Here is a 16,118-nt window from a genome sequence, read left to right as displayed (position 1 = left end):
GGTCGACATAAATTTACAAGTCATTTCTTGTTTTAATTCGACGGTCGCCCCATACTTCGTGAAACAGATTCACGGGAGGTCGCCATGTCCGTCGCCATCACCGAAGCGCCGTCCGGCCGGGACAACGCCGCCGCTGGAGACTGGGTCGCCGCCCTGCCGCTGGCCGAGCTCGAGGCCAAGGGCCGGGCGCTGGTCAAGCGCGGCGGCCGGCAGATCGCGCTGTTCGCGACGCCGGGCGGGGTGCGCGCCGTCGCCAACCGCTGCCCGCACGAGGGCTACCCGCTGTCCGAGGGCACCCTTGCCGACGGCCCCGGCGGCTGCACGCTGACCTGCAACTGGCACAACTGGAAGTTCGACCTGACGACCGGCGAGGTCGCCGGCGGCGGCGACGCCGTGCGGGTGTTCCCGGTCGAGATCCGCGACGGCATGGTCCATGTCGACGTTGCCGACCTGCCGGCGGAAGAGCGCATCGCCCGGGCGCTGGCCGGGCTGAAGGACGGCTTCCGGCGGCCCGAGCGCGACCGCATGGCCCGCGACCTGGCCCGCATCGAGGCGGCCGGCGGCGACCCGCGGTTTGCCCTGGCCGCGGCGGTCGAGTGGACCCACGACCGGCTGGAATACGGCACCCGCCACGGCTATGCGGCGTTGCCGGACTGGCTGGCGCTGGCCGACGCGGCGGCCGACCCGGTCGACCGGCTGGCCTGCCTGACCGAGACCGTCGGCCACCTCGCCGACGATGCGCTCCGTCATCCCGCCTTCCCGTACCCGGTCGGCAGCGAGCCCTGGAACGAGGACCGGTTCGTCGCCGCGGTCGAGGCCGAGGACGAGGCCTCGGCGGTCCGGCTGGTGCGCGGCGGGCTGGCGGCCGGCGGGTTCGCGACGGTCGACCGAGGGCTGTGCCGGGCGGCACTGAGGCACTACCAGGATTTCGGGCACTCGGCGATCTACGTGGAAAAGACCCGCGAGGCGGCGGTCCGGCTCGGCGAGCATGCGCCGGTCGAAGGCATGGTGCTGGCGCTGGTCCGCAGCCTGATCAACGCCCGCCGCGAGGATCTGATCCCGGAGTTCAAGGCCTACCGGCCGGCGCGCGACACCTGGACCGGGCGCGGCTCGGCCAAGGCCAAGCCGGCGGATTTCTGCCGGGCCTCGGTCGCCAAGTGCCTGGAGCGGGCGCTGGCGGCCAGCGGCGACACCGGCCGGCTGTACGACGCCATGCTGGAGGCGGCGGCCTGGCAGCTGCTGCGGGCCGACCCGCTGTACGCCGGCCGCGCGGCCCAACCGGTCAGCCAGAACGTCGACCGGCTCGACTTCAGCCACGCCATCACCTTCGCCAATGCCGGCCGGCGGATCGCCGCGCGGCACCGCGAGCTGTGGCCGGACGTGCTGCTGCAGATCGCCTGCTTCCTCGGCCGCAATGGCGGCTTCGTCGACCCGGGCTACGACTGGCGGCGCTGGCAGGTGACCGATGTCGACCGGTTCCTGGCCGAGGCCGCCGACGGGGTGGTCGACCACGGCCAGGCCGAGTACATCGTCACCGCCCACCTCGCCAAGATGCTGTGCGCGGTCCGCGAGGAGGTCGCGGCGGCGCCGAACGCCGCCTGGGTGCCGGCCCTGGCGGCCGCCCTCAACCGGTTCCTGAACGAGCCGTTCCGCCGCATCCTGCCCCGCCGCATCGCCCACCAGGCGCGCGAGACGGTGCGGGGGGAGTAGCGCCCGTCGGCTCGTAGCTTCCGGCTCCGTCCCGCCGCCGGCGGGCCGGTCCGGAATGACGGCAGGAAAAGGGATGGCGATCCTACTTTCCATTGTCGTCATTCCGGAGAGACGCGGCCCCGGCGCGGCTCATCCGGAACCCACCAGCCGCTTCGGCCGGTCAGCGGCGCGGTTCCACCTCTTCCACCCGCCCGTGTCCCTCCGCATACTCCCGCTCGAAACCACCGGGAGGATGCGCCGTGAAGGTCACCGCGATCGAGACGATCCGGCTCGAGGAGTTCCCGAACCTGCTGTGGGTGCGGGTCGAGACCGACGAAGGGATCGCCGGGCTCGGCGAGACGTTCTACGGGGCGGCTTCGGCCGAGGCGCACGTGCACGGCATCATTGCCCCGTACCTGCTCGGCAAGGACCCGCTGCGGATCGAGCAACACCAGGCGCACCTGATCGGTTATGTCGGGTTCGCCGGCGTCAGTGCCGAGCAGCGCGGCCGCTCGGCGGTCGACATCGCGCTGTGGGATCTGTGGGGCAAGGCGACGGGGCTGCCGATCCACCAGCTGCTCGGCGGGGCGGTGCGCGACGACATCCGGGTCTACAACACCTGCGCCGGCTACCAGTACGTCCGCAACAAGCCGGTGCAGGGGACCGCGAACTTCGGCATCGGCGCCGAGGAGGGGCCGTACGAGGACCTCGAGGGCTTCCTGAACCGGGCCGACGAGGTCGCGCACTCGCTGCTGGAGATGGGCATCACGGCCATGAAGATCTGGCCGTTCGACTACGCCGCCGAGGCCTCGTCCGGCGCCTACATCTCTGCCGCCGACCTGAAGAAGGCCCTGGAGCCGTTCGAGAAGATTCGCCGTGCCGTCGGCGACCGCATGGACGTGATGGCCGAGCTGCACTCGATGTGGAACCGCCCGACCGCGGTGAAGATCGCCCGGGCGCTGGAGCCGCTCGACCCGCTGTGGGTCGAGGACCCGGTGTTCATGGACCACCTATCGTCGCTAGGCGAGGTGGCGCGCTCGACCCGCTCGCCGATCGCGGTCGGCGAGACCCGCGGCGGCAAGGCCGACTTCCGCTATTTGATCGAGCTCGGCGAGCTGTCGCTGATCATCGCCGACCTGACCTGGTGCGGCGGCCTGACCGAGGGCCGCAAGATCGCCGCCATGGCCGATGCGTGGCACCTGCCGGTGGCGTTCCACGACTGCACCGGTCCGGTGGCGCTGACCGCCTCCACCCACCTGGCGCTGCACACCCGCAACTGCTTCATCCAGGAGATGGTGAGGGCGTTCTACCACGGCTGGTACGGCGAGCTGGTGACCGCCCTGCCGCCGGTCGAGAACGGCATGATCCGCGCGCCGGACGGCCCGGGGCTCGGCCTCGACCTGCTGCCGGACGTCGCCAAGCGCAAGGACGCGTCGGTGCGGCGGAGCACGGTGTAGGACGTTGTCGCGGCGGCGTGCGCAGGCATCCTACAGCCCGGACAGGATCTCCTGCTTCTTCTTCTCGTAGTCCGCCTTGGTTATCAGCCCGCGGTCCAGGAGGCTCTTCAACGTCGCGAGGCGCGCCTCGGCGGATGATCCCGGTGCGACCGCCCCGGTGGTCGGCGCCGTGGCGGCGTCCGCGGGCTTCGAGCCGGGCGGGACGAACTCCGGCGCGATCGGGTCCCGAAGGTTTCGGATGCCGATCGCCTTGATGAACCGCTCCGCATCGTCCTGCGCCACGCGCCCGCCGGTCGGCTCGCAGTAGTAGCCGTGGACCCGGGACGTGCCGGCATAGGTGCCGATGTGGAAGGTGCCGTCGCCGAAGGTGCTGGAGAACAGCATGCAACCGACACCGCCCGAGTCGAACAGGACGAAGTCGGTGTTGCCGAAGGCGGCGACGGTGCGATGGGTGGAGCGGACGCTGTTGGTCCGCTCCTTGAAGATCCGGAACCTGGAGATCGCCTCCGCGACATCCTCGCGCGTCGGGTAGTGGCGGCCACCTGACAGGTCGTAATACCAGATGCCGGCCAATCTCCGGCTTCCCAGGCTGCCGCCGTTGCCGAAGTACTCGCTCCGGAACCGGTATCCGTCGTCCCATCCCTTGGACTGGAAGCCGGCGCCCGGCAGCACGTTCGGGGCAGCCCGGAAGATCAGCGGGCTGCCCTCGGCGGAGACCTTCTTCCATTCGCCGGCGCTCGCGCCGGTCGAAACGATGGCCGCCGACGAGGCGATGAGCGTGACGCGGACGAGAACCGCCAAGATCCTCGAACGAATCCGACCGGGCATTGGTGCGTCCTCCTTCCGGGCGACGCGAGCCGGAGGGCCGCGTCGACGACACGGGTCCCTGACCGCGTCGTCGGGCGCTTGCGGACCCGCCGGTACTCGACCCGAACCGGGCCTCGCTCGACCGATCGTTGCACTAGCATCGTGCCCGGAATTACGCCAGGGCCAGATCGTCCGGCTCCAGTCCCAGCAGCCGGGCGAGGCGCTCGAACTCGGCCTGCTCGGCGGCCGTGGTCGCCCCGTCGCAGGTGATGACGGCGTGCGCCGCCCGCAGCAGGGTGCGGGCCCGGTCGGGCGACCCGGCATAGCCGGCGACCCGGTTCTCCAGGCGCCGGGTTGCCGCCACCCGGTCGGACCGCAGGGCGAACACGTCTTCGTCGAGGATCTCCATCGCTTCCCGCAGGTCGAACACGTCGAAGATCGGGAGCTCGGACAGCAGCGCCTCGGCGCGGTACTTCTCGGCAATGCCGTAGTCGCCGTCGGCCATGGCGGCGAGCGCGGCGACCGCCATCAATGCTTCCAGGAAGCCGCGGTGCTGCAGCCGCTCGACCTCGCGGCGGACCGCCTGCAGGAACCCTTCGGCCATGCTGCCATCCTATCCAACGGCCCGGCGTCGGCCGTGCGCTGCGGCGTCGATCATGCGGTCGGCGGGCAGGACCACGGTGACCTTGCTGCCGGCACCGACCGAGCTCTCGAAGGCGATGCTACCACCATGCGCCTCGACCAGGTTCTTGGAGATGAACAGGCCGAGCCCGGTGCCGTGGTGGCGGCGGGCGTGGACGTTCTCGAGCTGCCGGAACGGCTCGAACAGCTCGACGATCCGCTCCGGCTCGACCCCGACCCCGGTGTCGCTGACGACGATCCGGAGCCCGCCGTCCGCATCCGGCTCGGCGGTCAGGGTCACGGCGCCGCCGGCCGGCGTGAACTTGATCGCGTTGGACAGCAGGTTGAGCAGGATCTGCTTGAGGGCGCGCCGGTCGCCCCGGATGCCGATCGACGGATCGACCGCCGCGATCGCCAGGCGCAATCTGTTCTGCTCGGCGCGCTGGCGGATCATCCGGTCGGTTTCCTCCAGCAGGCTGGCGAGCGCGAACGGCTTCTCGTCCAGGGTCACCCGGCCGGCCTCGATCCGCGACACGTCGAGCAGGTCGTTGATCACCGAGAGCAGGTGCGTGCCGCTTTCGTGGATGTAGCCGGCGTATTCGCTCTGCACCGCGCCGTTCGAGGCGAACTGGCCGGACTGAATGATCTCGGCGAAGCCGATGATGGCGTTCAGCGGGGTACGCAGTTCGTGACTCATGGTCGCGAGGAACGCCATCTTGGCGCGGTTCGCCAGCTGCGCGTCGGCGACCGCCTCCGTCAGCGCGGTTTCGCGGCGCTTCAGCTCGCTGATGTCGGTGACGGTCAGGAGCTTCCCGCCGTCAGGGGTGCCCTGCTCGCTGATCATCAGCCAGCGGCCGTCCCGGAGCATCTCGATCGAATAGGGCAGGCTCCGGCGTTGCTCCAGCCGCTCCGCGAGCCACGCTTCCTGCCGCTCCACCGCCGCGGGGATATCGCCGGCGGCGATGCTGGCGCGCATGAAATCGATCCAGGTCACACCCGGTACCAGGGCGTTCCGGGCCGCGCCGGCGAGGTCGCGGTAGGCCTGGTTGCACATCACCAGGCGGTCGTCGGAATCCCAGAACGCAACGCCCTCGGAGCGCGCATCGATCGCCTGGACCAGTCGGCTGTTGATCGCGTTCGCCCGCTGCTCGGCCTCGATCAGTGCGGTCACGTCGCGGCCGATGCCGCGGTAGCCCTTGAAGACGCCGCTGTCGTCGAACACCGGCACGCCGCTGACCGACAGGCACCGGCAGGCGCCGTCCGGCCCGGTTCGATGGAACCTGAAGTCCTTGAAAGGCTCGCGACGCGCGAGCGCGGCCTCGTGGGCCGCCCATTCCTCTTCGCTCACGCCCAGCGGCGCAGTCTCGCGTCGGGTCTTGCCGTAGTGGTCTTCCGGGGTGAGGGTCGAGTGCTGCCAGACCGAGTGCGACAGGTAGGTGAAGCGCAGGTCGGCGTCCTGTTCCCAGAACCAGTCGGACGACATCTGCACGAAGTCCGACAGCCGGCGATCGGCGATGTCGACCTCCGACTGCGCCCGCCGCGCCATCGCCTGCGCGCGCCGCATCCCGACGATGGCCAGCAGTCCGACACCGACAGCCGCAGCGGTCATGGCGAACGGAAGCCACATCGATACCTCCGGGGCATGTTTCCCGGACAGTTCAGCACGCGGCTGGTTAAGGTTGGGTTACGCCGGTCCGGGGGGCGGCCCGCCCCACTCGTCGGCGAGCATGGCGTAGACGACCTCGTCGGTCCGCTCGCCCTTGACGATCTCGTTCTGGCGGAAATGCGCCTCCCGGCGCATGCCGAGCTTCTCCATGACCCGCATCGAGGCGTTGTTGCGGCCGTCGCAGCGCCCGACGATGCGATGCAGGCCGAGCCCGGCGAATCCCAGCTCCAGCATGACCTCGGCACCCTCGCGGGCGAGGCCCCGGCCGTGGTGGTCGGGATGCAGGACGAACCCGATCTCGCCCTGTTCGTGTTCGCGGCTGACCCACACCAGGTTGACGTCGCCGACCAGCGCGCCGGTGTCCCGCCGCTCCATCGCCAGGTTCAGCTTGTCGCCCTCGGAGACGATCCGGTCCTGCCGCAGCCGGTCGGCCAGCACCAGCCGAACGTCGTCGAGGGGCCTGGCGTCCCAGTACAGGTAGCGTGTCACATCGGGCCGTGACTGGATCGCATGGAGGGCGTCGAGGTCCTCCGCCCGGAACGGCCGCAGCCGGAGCCGGTCGGTCTCGATGGGGTAGTCGGGAAGCAGCATGGCGTTCACGCGAGGACGGGGCCCGGAAGTACAGCCGACCGGGGGAGCATGCCGGGATTTGCGCGGAGCGCAACGCTGCGCCGGGGGCGCGGCCGGAATCCGGCGCGGACCGTGTCTTCGTGGCAGTCGAAGGAGTTTGGTGGAGCGGAGGAGGATCGAACTCCCGACCTTCGCATTGCGAACGCGACGCTCTCCCAGCTGAGCTACCGCCCCACCGTCTGGGCGGGTCGACCTGTCGGCCGCCCGTTGAGTGACCGGGGTTATAAGAACTTCGCCCGCCGGGTTCAAGAGGAGTCGTGCGGGGATCGCGATGTGGCGGCGGCGACGGGTCAGCCGGCGACCGTGCCGGGCGGGAACTCGAGGCGGGCCCGGGTGCCCCGGCCCGGGGCCGAGTCCAGCATCAGGCGACCGCCGTGCAGCTCGACCAGGGTCTTGACCAGCGGCAGACCGACGCCGGCCCCCGACATCCGGCGCGACCGCACCTCGTCGTTCTGGGTGAACGGCTGGAGGGCGGCCTGGATCTGCGAGGGGGTCATGCCGGGACCGTCGTCCGCGATGACGATCGCCAGGCCGCCCTGGGGGTCGCGCTCGGCCGACAGCGTCACGCTCGACCCCGCCTGCGAGACCTTCACGGCGTTCGACAGCAGGTGGGTGATCATGCGCCGCAGCGATCCGCCATCGGCCCTGAGCGGCGGTATCCCGTCGGGGACCGCATTGACGAGCGTGACCTGGCGCGGGCGGGCGAACGGCTCGGTGATGCGCATGCAGGTCGCGGCGATGGCGTCGAGCCGGACCAGGGCCATCGGCATCGGCGTGCCGTTGCCGCCGAGCCGGGTCAGGTCGAGGATGTCGTTGATGGTCTGCAGCAGCTGCTCGCCGCTGGCGCGGATCAGGCCCGCATACTCGCTCATCGTCTCGGTCGCCATGGTGCCGCCGGAACGCTCCAGCAGCTGGGCGAAGCCGATCACCGCGTTCAACGGGGTTCGCAACTCGTGGCTCATCAGTGCCAGGAAGTCGGCCTTGGCGCGGTTGGCGAGTTCCGACGCCTCCTTGGAGCGCAGCATCGCCGCCTCGGCCTCGCGCTGGATGGTGACGTCGCGCCACAGGCCGACGACCCCGCCGTCCGGCAGCGGTACCTTGCGGGCCTCGATCCAGCGGCCGTTCGACAGCTTGTAGACCTGATGGGCGTACGGCGTGCGGTGCCGCCTGATCTCGGCGTCCAGGTAGCTGTCCATGTCCGGGTAGCCGAGGGTGCGGACCCGATCGTGCCGTTCGGCGAAACGTCGCAGCGCGTCGCGGTACGACAGCCCGATGGACAGCTCCTCCTCCGGAAACATCGCCCGGTAGTAGGGGCTGACCGCGACCACGCGGTCCTCGCGGTCATAGATCGCCACCGCCACGTCGATCGACGCCAGCGCATCGAAGATCCGTTCGATCGGGAGAGCGTCGCCGATCGCTGCCGTGGACGTTTCCATCGCTTACAGAATTATACGAAACTCTAGGATTCGCCAGCAAAACATTAGGATCACTGCATGAATCGCCGTTCAACGATCGCCGTCTCGATCCGGGCGTGGCGGTTCTGCCGAACCCGGGCGGGGACGACCGCACCGCCCGCGCCCGGGCCGGCCGATGCCGGTGTTTCAGGCGGTTGGGCGGGCCGCCGGCGACGCCGCAACCTTGCCGTCGGCAACTCTGCTGGGTAGGGTGCGCCGCACACCATGGAGGGCGGATCGCGATGTACTCGGTGCTGTGGCTGATCGACTGGGTTGTCCAAGCGTACACCTACCTCCTGTTCGCCTACATCGTGATCGATCTGCTGGTGAAGTTCGGCGTCATCAACGCCTACAACCGCGTCGTCTACGTGGTGATGGATTTCCTGTCGCGGATCACCGAGCCGCTGCTGCGGCCGATCCGCAACGTCATGCCGAATCTCGGCGGCATCGACATCTCGCCGGTCGTCCTGGTGCTGGGCTTGCAGTTCGGGCTGCGCCTGCTGCACGAGCTGGTCCGCGGCATGATGCAGTGACGCGGCGCCGACCGCCGCAGGCCGGCCGGGCATGCCGTCGCCGTTCCAGTCCGCCGCCGACGGTGTCCGCGTCGCCGTCCGGGTGACGCCCAGGGCCTCGGCCGACAGGGTGCGGGGCGTCGTCCTCGACGAAGCCGGCGTCGCCTGGCTGCAAGTCGCCGTCACGGCGGTGCCGGAGGATGGCCGTGCCAACAAGGCCGTAGCGGCGCTGCTGGCCAAGCGCTGGCGGGTTCCGAAATCGACGGTCGAGGTGGTGCAGGGAGCCACCGACCGGCGCAAGACGCTGCTGGTCCGCAGCGGGGATCCCGACGGGCTGGCGGCGCGGTTGGACGCCTGGCTGGCGGACGAGGGCCTCGCGGCAACGGGCTGAGCGAAAGGAAAACGGGCGGATGGGCACGGGTGCGATCATCGACGGGAAGGCGTTTGCCGAAGGGCTGCGCGGACGGGTGGCAGGCGCGGTCGCGGAACTGGTCCGCGATCGCGGGTTCAAGCCGGGGCTGGCGGTGGTGCTGGTCGGCGAGGACCCGGCCAGCCAGGTCTATGTCCGCAACAAGGCCAAGCAGACCGTCGAGGTCGGCATGCACTCGGTCGAGCACCGGCTCGACGCCGACACCTCCCAGGAGACCCTGCTGGCCCTGATCGCCGAGCTGAATGCCGACGACGCGGTCGACGGCATCCTGGTGCAGCTGCCGCTGCCGGCGCAGATCGACAGCCAGGCGGTGCTCGACGCCATCGACCCGGCCAAGGACGTTGACGGCTTCCACGTGGTCAACGCTGGCCGGCTGGCGACCGGCGGGGCGGCGTTGGTCCCGTGCACCCCGCTCGGCTGCCTGCTGCTGCTGAAGGACCGGCTGGGCGACCTGTCGGGGCTGCACGCCGTGGTGGTCGGCCGCTCCAACATCGTCGGCAAGCCGATGGCGCAGCTGCTGCTCGGCGCCAACTGCACGGTCACCGTCGCGCACTCGCGGACCCGCGACTTGGCCGCCGTGTGCCGGCAGGCCGACATCCTGGTGGCGGCGGTCGGCCGGCCCGAGATGGTGCGCGGCGACTGGATCAAGCCGGGGGCGACGGTGATCGACGTCGGCATCAACCGGGTGCCGGCGCCGGACAAGGGCGAGGGCAAGACCCGGCTGGTCGGCGACGTCGCGTTCGCCGAGGCGGCCGAGGTGGCAGGGGCCATCACCCCGGTGCCGGGCGGGGTCGGGCCGATGACCATCGCCGTTCTGTTGCGCAACACCGTCGAGGCCGCCTGCCGGCGTCGCGGCGTGCCGGTGCCGGGGATGTAGGGGGGCCGGGGATGTAGGGGGGCCGGGGATGTAGAGGCAGGCCGCCCGTCGCCTCGCGGGTCCCGGCTCTCCGCCCCGGGTTCAATCCGGGGCTGCGGCCGGGATGACGAAAAAATAGTGAGCTGCTCTCTATCTATAACGTCATTCCGGACGGGCGCGCCGCCTCGGCGCGGTCGAGCCGGAACCCACCCGCTGCCGCAACGGCTACACGATCGTCCGGTCCCGGCTGCGCCGGGCCGCCGGCGGTCATTCGCCGTCGGTTCCCGCCGACGGCAGGCCCAGCCGGATGACCCCCTTGGCGGTGCGGATGTCGACCGGCTTGCCCTTGCGCAGCACCACGATCTCGCCGGCGTCCTGCAGCAGCGTCGCCTCGGCCCGGATGCGGCGGATCAGGGCGCGCCAGGGCACCACGTCGTTCGGGTTGCCGCCGAGCGCCCGGGCGACCGCCGAGGGGTCGACCGACTTGCCGGGGCCGGCGTCGGCGCAGTGCGTCAGGATCGCCTTGCGGACCGGCTCGTCGAACGAGCCCGGCGCGGGTTCGGCTTCGGTCCGGGGGGCGGGGTTGGCTTCGTCGGAGGGGCGTGTCATATCGGCACTGTACTCGAAACCCGGGAGGGAGCCAGACCGCGATGCTCGGCACCATCGACGCGCTGCTGCTCGGGCTCGTGCTGTTCGTCGGCGGGCACTTCGCCCTGTCGTCGCCGCCGCTGCGCGAGCCGGCGATCCGGGCCGTCGGCGAGGAGCGGTTCCGCGGGCTGTACGCCATGCTGGCGCTGGCCTCGCTGCTGTGGACGGTGCTGGCGTTCGGCAAGGCGCCGTTCGTCGAGGTGTGGTCGCCGCCGCCATGGACCCGCTGGATCCCGAACGTCGTCATGCCGTTCGCGGCGGTGCTGCTGGTCGCCGGCGTCACCACCCGCAACCCGACGGCGGTCGGCGGCGAGACCGCGCTGGACGAGCCGAATCCGGTCCGCGGCATCCTGACCGTCACCCGCCACCCGTTCCTGAACGCCACCGGGCTGTGGGCGCTGGCGCACCTGGCCGCCAACGGCGACCTGGCCTCGATGCTGCTGTTCGGCGGGATCGCGGTGCTGTCCTATGGCGGCATGCCGGCGATCGACGCCAAGGTGCGACGGCGCGCCGAATCGGCCTGGGGGCCGGTCGTCCTGACGACCTCTCGGACGCCGTTCCTGGCGGCCGCCCAGGGCCGGGTAAGGGTCGACTGGCGCGGCATCGGCCTGTGGCGACCGGCGCTCGGCCTGCTGCTGTGGGCGGCGCTGTACGGCCTGCACCCGATGTATGCCGGGGTCTGGCCGCACCCGGTGCTGTGACGGTCGGGAGTTGCGCGGCTCCTACCCGCCCTGGGAGACCCGCGACACCACGGCCTCGACGGCCAGGTCGGCCGAGCGGATCGCGCCCTCCTTCCAGCCCCACCAGTAACTGAGGAAGTCGCCGGCCAGCATCAGATTGCCCTCGGGCATGGTCAGCCGGAAATACGCCTCGGGATCGGCCTCGGGCGGGTTGTTCTGCCAGCCGCCGGCGAAGTGCGGCATGTTGTGCCAGGCGATCGACAGCGCTCGGTCCCGGTAGACCCAGCTCGCGAAGCCGGGGTGCAGCTTCTCGCCGCCCTCGAGCGCCAGCTGCACCCGCTGCTCGTGGGTCAGCCGGCCGAACATCTCGGCGGTGGCGCCGTTGTTGTAGGCGCCGGTCAGCACTCCGGTCTTCGAGAAGAACTCGTTCGACGGGTACCACATCTGGGTGATCGGATGGTCGGTCCAGCTGATGCCGCCGTAGATCTGGTCGTCCTCCTCCCAGAACCGCCGGCTCGCCTGCCAGCCGAGCTTGAAGGCGGCGGCGTCCTGGATCCGCTTCAGGGCGTCGGTGTAGGCGGGCGTGAAGTTGTTCTTGGTCTTGGCCAGCAGCGACGGCGCCATGGTCGAGATGCAGAAGTCGAAGGTCTCCGGGCCCTTGGCGTGGACCACCTGGACGCCGCTGCCGGTGTTGGTCACCTCGCCGACCGGGCTCTCGGTGACCACCAGGTCGCGGACGGTCCTGCCGCCGGGGATCTTCGCCCTGAGCAGGCCCTTGACGATCATGTCCATGCCGCCGACCGGCTGCAGCAGGCTGGTCTGCCAGAAGTCGACCATGTCGTTGAACAGCCCGTTCTTCCAGAAGTCGGAATCGAGCAGGGTCTTGAGGTCGATCTCCGGGTACAGCATGCCCGGGTTGCGGCCGGCGCCCGGCGCGATCGTGTAGCCGGCGCGGCCCGAGCCGTTGTAGACCAGCGCGCCGTTGCGGCCGCGCTGCAGGTCGCCGAACTGCCGCAGCATCTCCAGGAACGCCGAGCGGTCGTCGGCCGTGAGCGAGCCGTCGAGCGCCGCCGGGTCGGGCACCTTGGCGAGCATCTCGGACAGCTGGCCGCGCAGTTCGTGCTTGATGCGCCGCAGCTGCACCGGGTGGCCGCCGAACGCCTTGTCGCTCTGCATCAGGTTGGCGCGGCTGGCGAAGATGTACGGCTCCATCGCCACGCCGAGCTCGCGGCAGTACTCCAGCACCGCGGTGTGGTGGTGCGGGATGCGGCCGGGGCCGGCGTTGAGGTACAGGCCCTGGTCGAACCGGCAGACCATCGCCTCGCGCCCGACCTCGGCGTATTCGTCGCCCGGCCGCACCGTCAGGCTGCGCCCGCCGATGTGCCTGTTGGCCTCGATCACCTTCACGGTGAAGCCGGCGCGCGCCAGCAGCAGGGCGGCGGTCAGTCCGGCCATGCCGGCGCCGAGGATCGCCACGCTGCGGCCCTTGCCGATGTCGGGGGCGTAGGCCGGGATTCCGGCATAGGCCGGCGGGATAGCCAGCAGCCCGAGCGTCGTCAACCCGTGGTAGACGGCGCCGGCGCCGCCGAGCGCCGCCAGCCCGCGCAGAAAGCCGCGCCGCGTGACCGGTTGCCTGTCGCGTGTCATCTCCCACCCCCCTGTCCGGACTTCCCTGGTCGTCGGCCTGCGCGCGGTCGGAAACCGCCCCTCCGATGCGGGCCGTTGACCGAGTCTGCCCGATCCGGCTGCGGGTGTCGCGGCAAACCGGCCGGGGGAGGGGCTGACGGAACCGTCAGGCTTCGAGCAGGGCTACTCGACGTAGATCATCCGGCGGGTCATGCCGCCGTCGACCACCAGGTTGTGGCCGGTCACGAAGCCGTTGCGCTCGGACAGCAGGAACGCGACCGCCTCGGCCACGTCGTCGGGCGTGCCGACCCGGCCGGCCGGGTGCTGGGCGCGGTCGGCGTCGCTGTGCCGGGCCTCGCGCCGGCGCGACGCCTTCTGCCAGGGTCCGGTCTCGATCCAGCCGGGCGACACCGCGTTGACCCGGATTGCGGGGCCGAGCGACACCGCCAGGGCGTGGGTCAGCGCCACGATGCCGCCCTTGGAAGCGGAGTAGGCCTCGGTGTCGGGCTCGCTCATCAGCGCCCGGGTCGAGGCGATGTTGACGATGGCTGCGCGCGGGGACTGCCGCAGATGGGACAGGGAATGCTTCGCGAACAGCATCGGCGCCGTCAGGTTGACCGCCAGCACCCGGTTCCAGGCCGCCGGCTCGAGCTGCTCGAGCGGGCCGTTGGCGCTGATCCCGGCGTTGTTCACCAGGGCGTCGAGCCGGCCGAACGTAGCGACCGCGCGCTCGACCGCGATGCCGGGAGCGTCCGGCTCGGCGACGTCGGCCGGCACCGCGCACACCACGCCGCCGTGCCGGCCGGTGACCTCGGCCAGCGCCTCGGCGTCCAGGTCGACCGCCGCCACCCGCCAGCCGTCGGCCACCAGCCGGGCAACCGTGGCCCGGCCGATCCCCTGGCCGCCGCCGGTGACCAGCGCGACCGGGCGGGTGTCGTTCGAGGGCGTGGCGTCGGTCATCGTGGAGTCCTGTGGCTGCGGGTTCCCGGATCGGCGATCAGGACAGAGGAATGTGGAGATTCCGTTACCGGCCGGGGAGGCGGGCTGTCCAGGGGGCGCCCGTCGTTGCGTGGGTTCCGGATGCGTCCCGCCTGCGGCGACCCGCTCCGGAATGACGAAGGGGGAGGGGGCGTGGCGCCAGGCTTTCCCCACTGTTCGTCATTCCGGAGCGGACCCCGGGCTCGGCCCGGGGGACGCATCCGGAACCCACGAAGCGACGGGCCCACTCAGGTCAGGCCCGGTCAGACCAGGTCCGGGTACAGGTCCCGCCAGTCCGGATTGGCCTGCTCGATCAGCGCGATCTTCCAGGCCCGCCGCCAGCCCTTGAGGCGGGTCTCGCGCAGGATGGCGGCGGCCATGTCCAGGTGCGGCTCGAACCAGACCAGGCGGTCGACGCGGTAGCGGGCGCAGAAGCCGGAGGGCTGCTCGCGATGCACCCAGACCCGCCGCAGCAGATCGCCCGTCACGCCGACGTAGAGGGTGCCGTTGCGCTTCGACGCCAGGATGTAGACGCAGGGGCGGAGGGTGCGGGCCATGTCCCCCGGTATGGTCGGGGCAGAGGCGTTTCCACCCGTCGCCCCGTGGGTTCCGGATGCGTGCCGCCGGCGGCGCCCCGCTCCGGAATGACGAAAAGGGGGGGAGGGCAGTAAGGGGGGCATAAACGAAGAAGGGGGCCGCCGCGGCGACCCCCTTCCTTTTCGTCATTCCGACCGTAGCGGCGCAGCCGCGGAGAGCCGGAACCCACGCAGCGACGGGCGCCCCGTCAGCCCTGCAGCATCTTCTTCAGGCGCAGGCGCAGGGCGTTCAGCTTGATGAAGCCGGCGGCGTCCTTGTGGTCGTAGTCGGCGACCGCGCTCTCCTCGAAGGTCACCCAGTCGGCCGAGTACAGCGACTTCTCGCTGTCGCGGCCGACCACGATGGTGTTGCCCTTGTACAGCTTCAGGCGGACCCGGCCGGTGACGTCCTGCTGGCTGTAGTCGATCGCCGCCTGCAGCATCTGGCGCTCCGGCGAGAACCAGAAGCCGTTGTAGATCAGCGTGGCGTAGCGCGGCATCAGCTCGTCCTTGAGGTGCGTCATGCCGCGGTCCAGCGTGACGCTCTCGATCGCCCGGTGGGCGACGTGCAGGATGGTGCCGCCCGGGGTCTCGTACAGGCCGCGGTTCTTCATGCCGACGAACCGGTTCTCGACCATGTCGAGCCGGCCGATGCCGTGGTCGTGGCCGAGCTGGTTCAGCCTGGTCAGGATGGTGGCCGGCGACAGCTTCTCGCCGTCGATCGAGACCGCGTCACCCTTCTCGAAGCCGATCTCGACATAGGCCGGGATGTCCGACGCCTCCTCGGGCGACAGGGTGCGCGACCAGATGTAGTCCTCCGGCTCGGCCCACGGGTCCTCCAGCACCTTGCCCTCGGACGAGGCGTGCAGCAGGTTGGCGTCGACCGAGAACGGCGCCTCGCCGCGCTTGTCCTTGGCGATCGGGATCTGGTTCTTCTCGGCGTATTCGAGCAGCGCGGTGCGCGACGACAGGTTCCACTCGCGCCACGGCGCGATGATCTTGATGTCCGGCTTCAGCGCGTAGTAGCTGAGCTCGAAGCGCACCTGGTCGTTGCCCTTGCCGGTGGCGCCGTGGCACACGGCGTCCGCCCCGGTCATCTCGGCAATCTCGATCTGGCGCTGGGCGATCAGCGGCCGGGCGATCGAGGTGCCGAGCAGGTAGGTGCCCTCGTACAGGGTGTTGGCGCGGAACATCGGGAACACGAAGTCGCGCACGAACTCCTCTCGCAGGTCCTCGACGAAGATCTCCTTCACGCCGAGCATCTCGGCCTTCTTGCGGGCCGGCTCCAGGTCCTCGCCCTGGCCGAGGTCGGCGGTGAAGGTCACCACCTCGCATCGGTAGGTGTCCTGCAGCCAGCGCAGGATGATGGAGGTGTCGAGCCCGCCGGAATAGGCGAGGACGACCTTCTTCGGGGAGTCGGCCATGGTGCCCTCGTGATGGTGCGAATCGCCGGGCACGCGCCGGCCCGGAACGGCTGCGTTGTATAGGG

General features: G+C 70.6%; 16 protein-coding genes and 1 tRNA gene. 6 read left to right on the top strand and 11 right to left on the bottom strand.

The genetic code is table 11. From position 1 onward, the window contains the following. The first annotated feature begins 84 nt into the window (after window positions 1–84). Window positions 85–1,710 (top strand): Rieske (2Fe-2S) protein, encoded by a 1,626-nt coding sequence (locus tag IE246_RS17265; RefSeq protein WP_189991916.1) that lies wholly within the window; start codon window positions 85–87, stop codon window positions 1,708–1,710. Between the two features lie 239 nt (window positions 1,711–1,949). After that, a complete protein-coding gene (locus IE246_RS17260; protein WP_189991913.1) occupies window positions 1,950–3,146 on the top strand; it encodes a mandelate racemase/muconate lactonizing enzyme family protein in 1,197 nt (398 codons plus the stop codon). A 30-nt stretch (window positions 3,147–3,176) separates the two neighbouring features. Here IE246_RS17260 and IE246_RS17255 read toward each other — a convergent pair whose 3' ends face one another. The 6 genes from IE246_RS17255 to IE246_RS17230 form a co-directional block, all read right to left on the bottom strand. Beyond that, on the bottom strand, window positions 3,177–3,947 hold the full coding sequence (locus tag IE246_RS17255; protein WP_229837327.1) for an SHOCT domain-containing protein: 771 nt from the start codon (window positions 3,945–3,947) through the stop codon (window positions 3,177–3,179). Window positions 3,948–4,125: 178 nt separating this feature from the next. Next, complete coding sequence (locus IE246_RS17250; protein ID WP_189991910.1) at window positions 4,126–4,557, bottom strand: tellurite resistance TerB family protein; 432 nt, start codon at window positions 4,555–4,557, stop codon at window positions 4,126–4,128. Window positions 4,558–4,566: 9 nt separating this feature from the next. Next, window positions 4,567–6,201: a PAS domain-containing sensor histidine kinase gene (locus IE246_RS17245; RefSeq protein ID WP_189991907.1), complete on the bottom strand. Its 1,635-nt coding sequence runs from the start codon at window positions 6,199–6,201 to the stop codon at window positions 4,567–4,569. A gap of 57 nt (window positions 6,202–6,258) precedes the next feature. Continuing rightward, on the bottom strand, window positions 6,259–6,831 hold the full coding sequence (locus tag IE246_RS17240; protein ID WP_189991905.1) for a GNAT family N-acetyltransferase: 573 nt from the start codon (window positions 6,829–6,831) through the stop codon (window positions 6,259–6,261). 137 nt (window positions 6,832–6,968) lie between these two features. Continuing rightward, window positions 6,969–7,044: transfer RNA gene (locus IE246_RS17235), tRNA-Ala, on the bottom strand. Between the two features lie 116 nt (window positions 7,045–7,160). Beyond that, on the bottom strand, window positions 7,161–8,306 hold the full coding sequence (locus IE246_RS17230; RefSeq protein WP_189991903.1) for a sensor histidine kinase: 1,146 nt from the start codon (window positions 8,304–8,306) through the stop codon (window positions 7,161–7,163). Between the two features lie 260 nt (window positions 8,307–8,566). Between IE246_RS17230 and IE246_RS17225 the strand changes: the two genes are divergently transcribed. The 3 genes from IE246_RS17225 to folD are packed head-to-tail and all read left to right on the top strand — an operon-like array spanning window position 8,567 to window position 10,143. Continuing rightward, window positions 8,567–8,857, top strand: a complete 291-nt coding sequence (locus IE246_RS17225; RefSeq protein WP_189991902.1) for a YggT family protein — start codon at window positions 8,567–8,569, stop codon at window positions 8,855–8,857. Window positions 8,858–8,888: 31 nt separating this feature from the next. Continuing rightward, window positions 8,889–9,227, top strand: a complete 339-nt coding sequence (locus IE246_RS17220; RefSeq protein WP_189991900.1) for a DUF167 domain-containing protein — start codon at window positions 8,889–8,891, stop codon at window positions 9,225–9,227. A 19-nt stretch (window positions 9,228–9,246) separates the two neighbouring features. Then, window positions 9,247–10,143: a bifunctional methylenetetrahydrofolate dehydrogenase/methenyltetrahydrofolate cyclohydrolase FolD gene (gene folD, locus IE246_RS17215; RefSeq protein WP_189991898.1), complete on the top strand. Its 897-nt coding sequence runs from the start codon at window positions 9,247–9,249 to the stop codon at window positions 10,141–10,143. Between the two features lie 246 nt (window positions 10,144–10,389). On the opposite strand, the gene IE246_RS17210 is transcribed toward folD, so the two are convergent. Next, on the bottom strand, window positions 10,390–10,731 hold the full coding sequence (locus IE246_RS17210; protein WP_189991896.1) for a DUF3253 domain-containing protein: 342 nt from the start codon (window positions 10,729–10,731) through the stop codon (window positions 10,390–10,392). A 41-nt stretch (window positions 10,732–10,772) separates the two neighbouring features. On the opposite strand from IE246_RS17210, the gene IE246_RS17205 reads away from it, so the two are divergent. After that, the gene (locus tag IE246_RS17205; RefSeq protein WP_189991894.1) at window positions 10,773–11,471 is read left to right on the top strand and encodes an NnrU family protein; all 699 of its coding nucleotides are present in this window, start codon (window positions 10,773–10,775) and stop codon (window positions 11,469–11,471) included. A 21-nt stretch (window positions 11,472–11,492) separates the two neighbouring features. Here the strand turns inward: IE246_RS17205 and IE246_RS17200 are convergent, their stop codons facing one another. The 4 genes from IE246_RS17200 to IE246_RS17185 all read right to left on the bottom strand — a co-directional run bounded on the left by IE246_RS17200 (window position 11,493) and on the right by IE246_RS17185 (window position 16,053). Continuing rightward, the gene (locus IE246_RS17200) at window positions 11,493–13,097 is read right to left on the bottom strand and encodes a flavin monoamine oxidase family protein (RefSeq protein ID WP_189991892.1); all 1,605 of its coding nucleotides are present in this window, start codon (window positions 13,095–13,097) and stop codon (window positions 11,493–11,495) included. Between the two features lie 162 nt (window positions 13,098–13,259). Beyond that, complete coding sequence (locus tag IE246_RS17195) at window positions 13,260–14,036, bottom strand: glucose 1-dehydrogenase (protein WP_189991890.1); 777 nt, start codon at window positions 14,034–14,036, stop codon at window positions 13,260–13,262. A gap of 281 nt (window positions 14,037–14,317) precedes the next feature. After that, window positions 14,318–14,611, bottom strand: a complete 294-nt coding sequence (locus IE246_RS17190; protein ID WP_189991888.1) for a GIY-YIG nuclease family protein — start codon at window positions 14,609–14,611, stop codon at window positions 14,318–14,320. 227 nt (window positions 14,612–14,838) lie between these two features. Beyond that, window positions 14,839–16,053 carry an argininosuccinate synthase gene (locus IE246_RS17185; RefSeq protein ID WP_189991886.1) on the bottom strand — a complete coding sequence of 405 codons (1,215 nt, stop codon included), beginning with the start codon at window positions 16,051–16,053 and terminating at the stop codon, window positions 14,839–14,841. Between the last annotated feature and the right edge of the window lie 65 nt (window positions 16,054–16,118).

Source organism: Thalassobaculum fulvum (genome assembly GCF_014652915.1).
In the GTDB taxonomy this organism is placed as follows: Bacteria; Pseudomonadota; Alphaproteobacteria; order Thalassobaculales; family Thalassobaculaceae; genus Thalassobaculum_A; species Thalassobaculum_A fulvum.
This window is presented reverse-complemented; position numbering and strand designations above follow the sequence as displayed.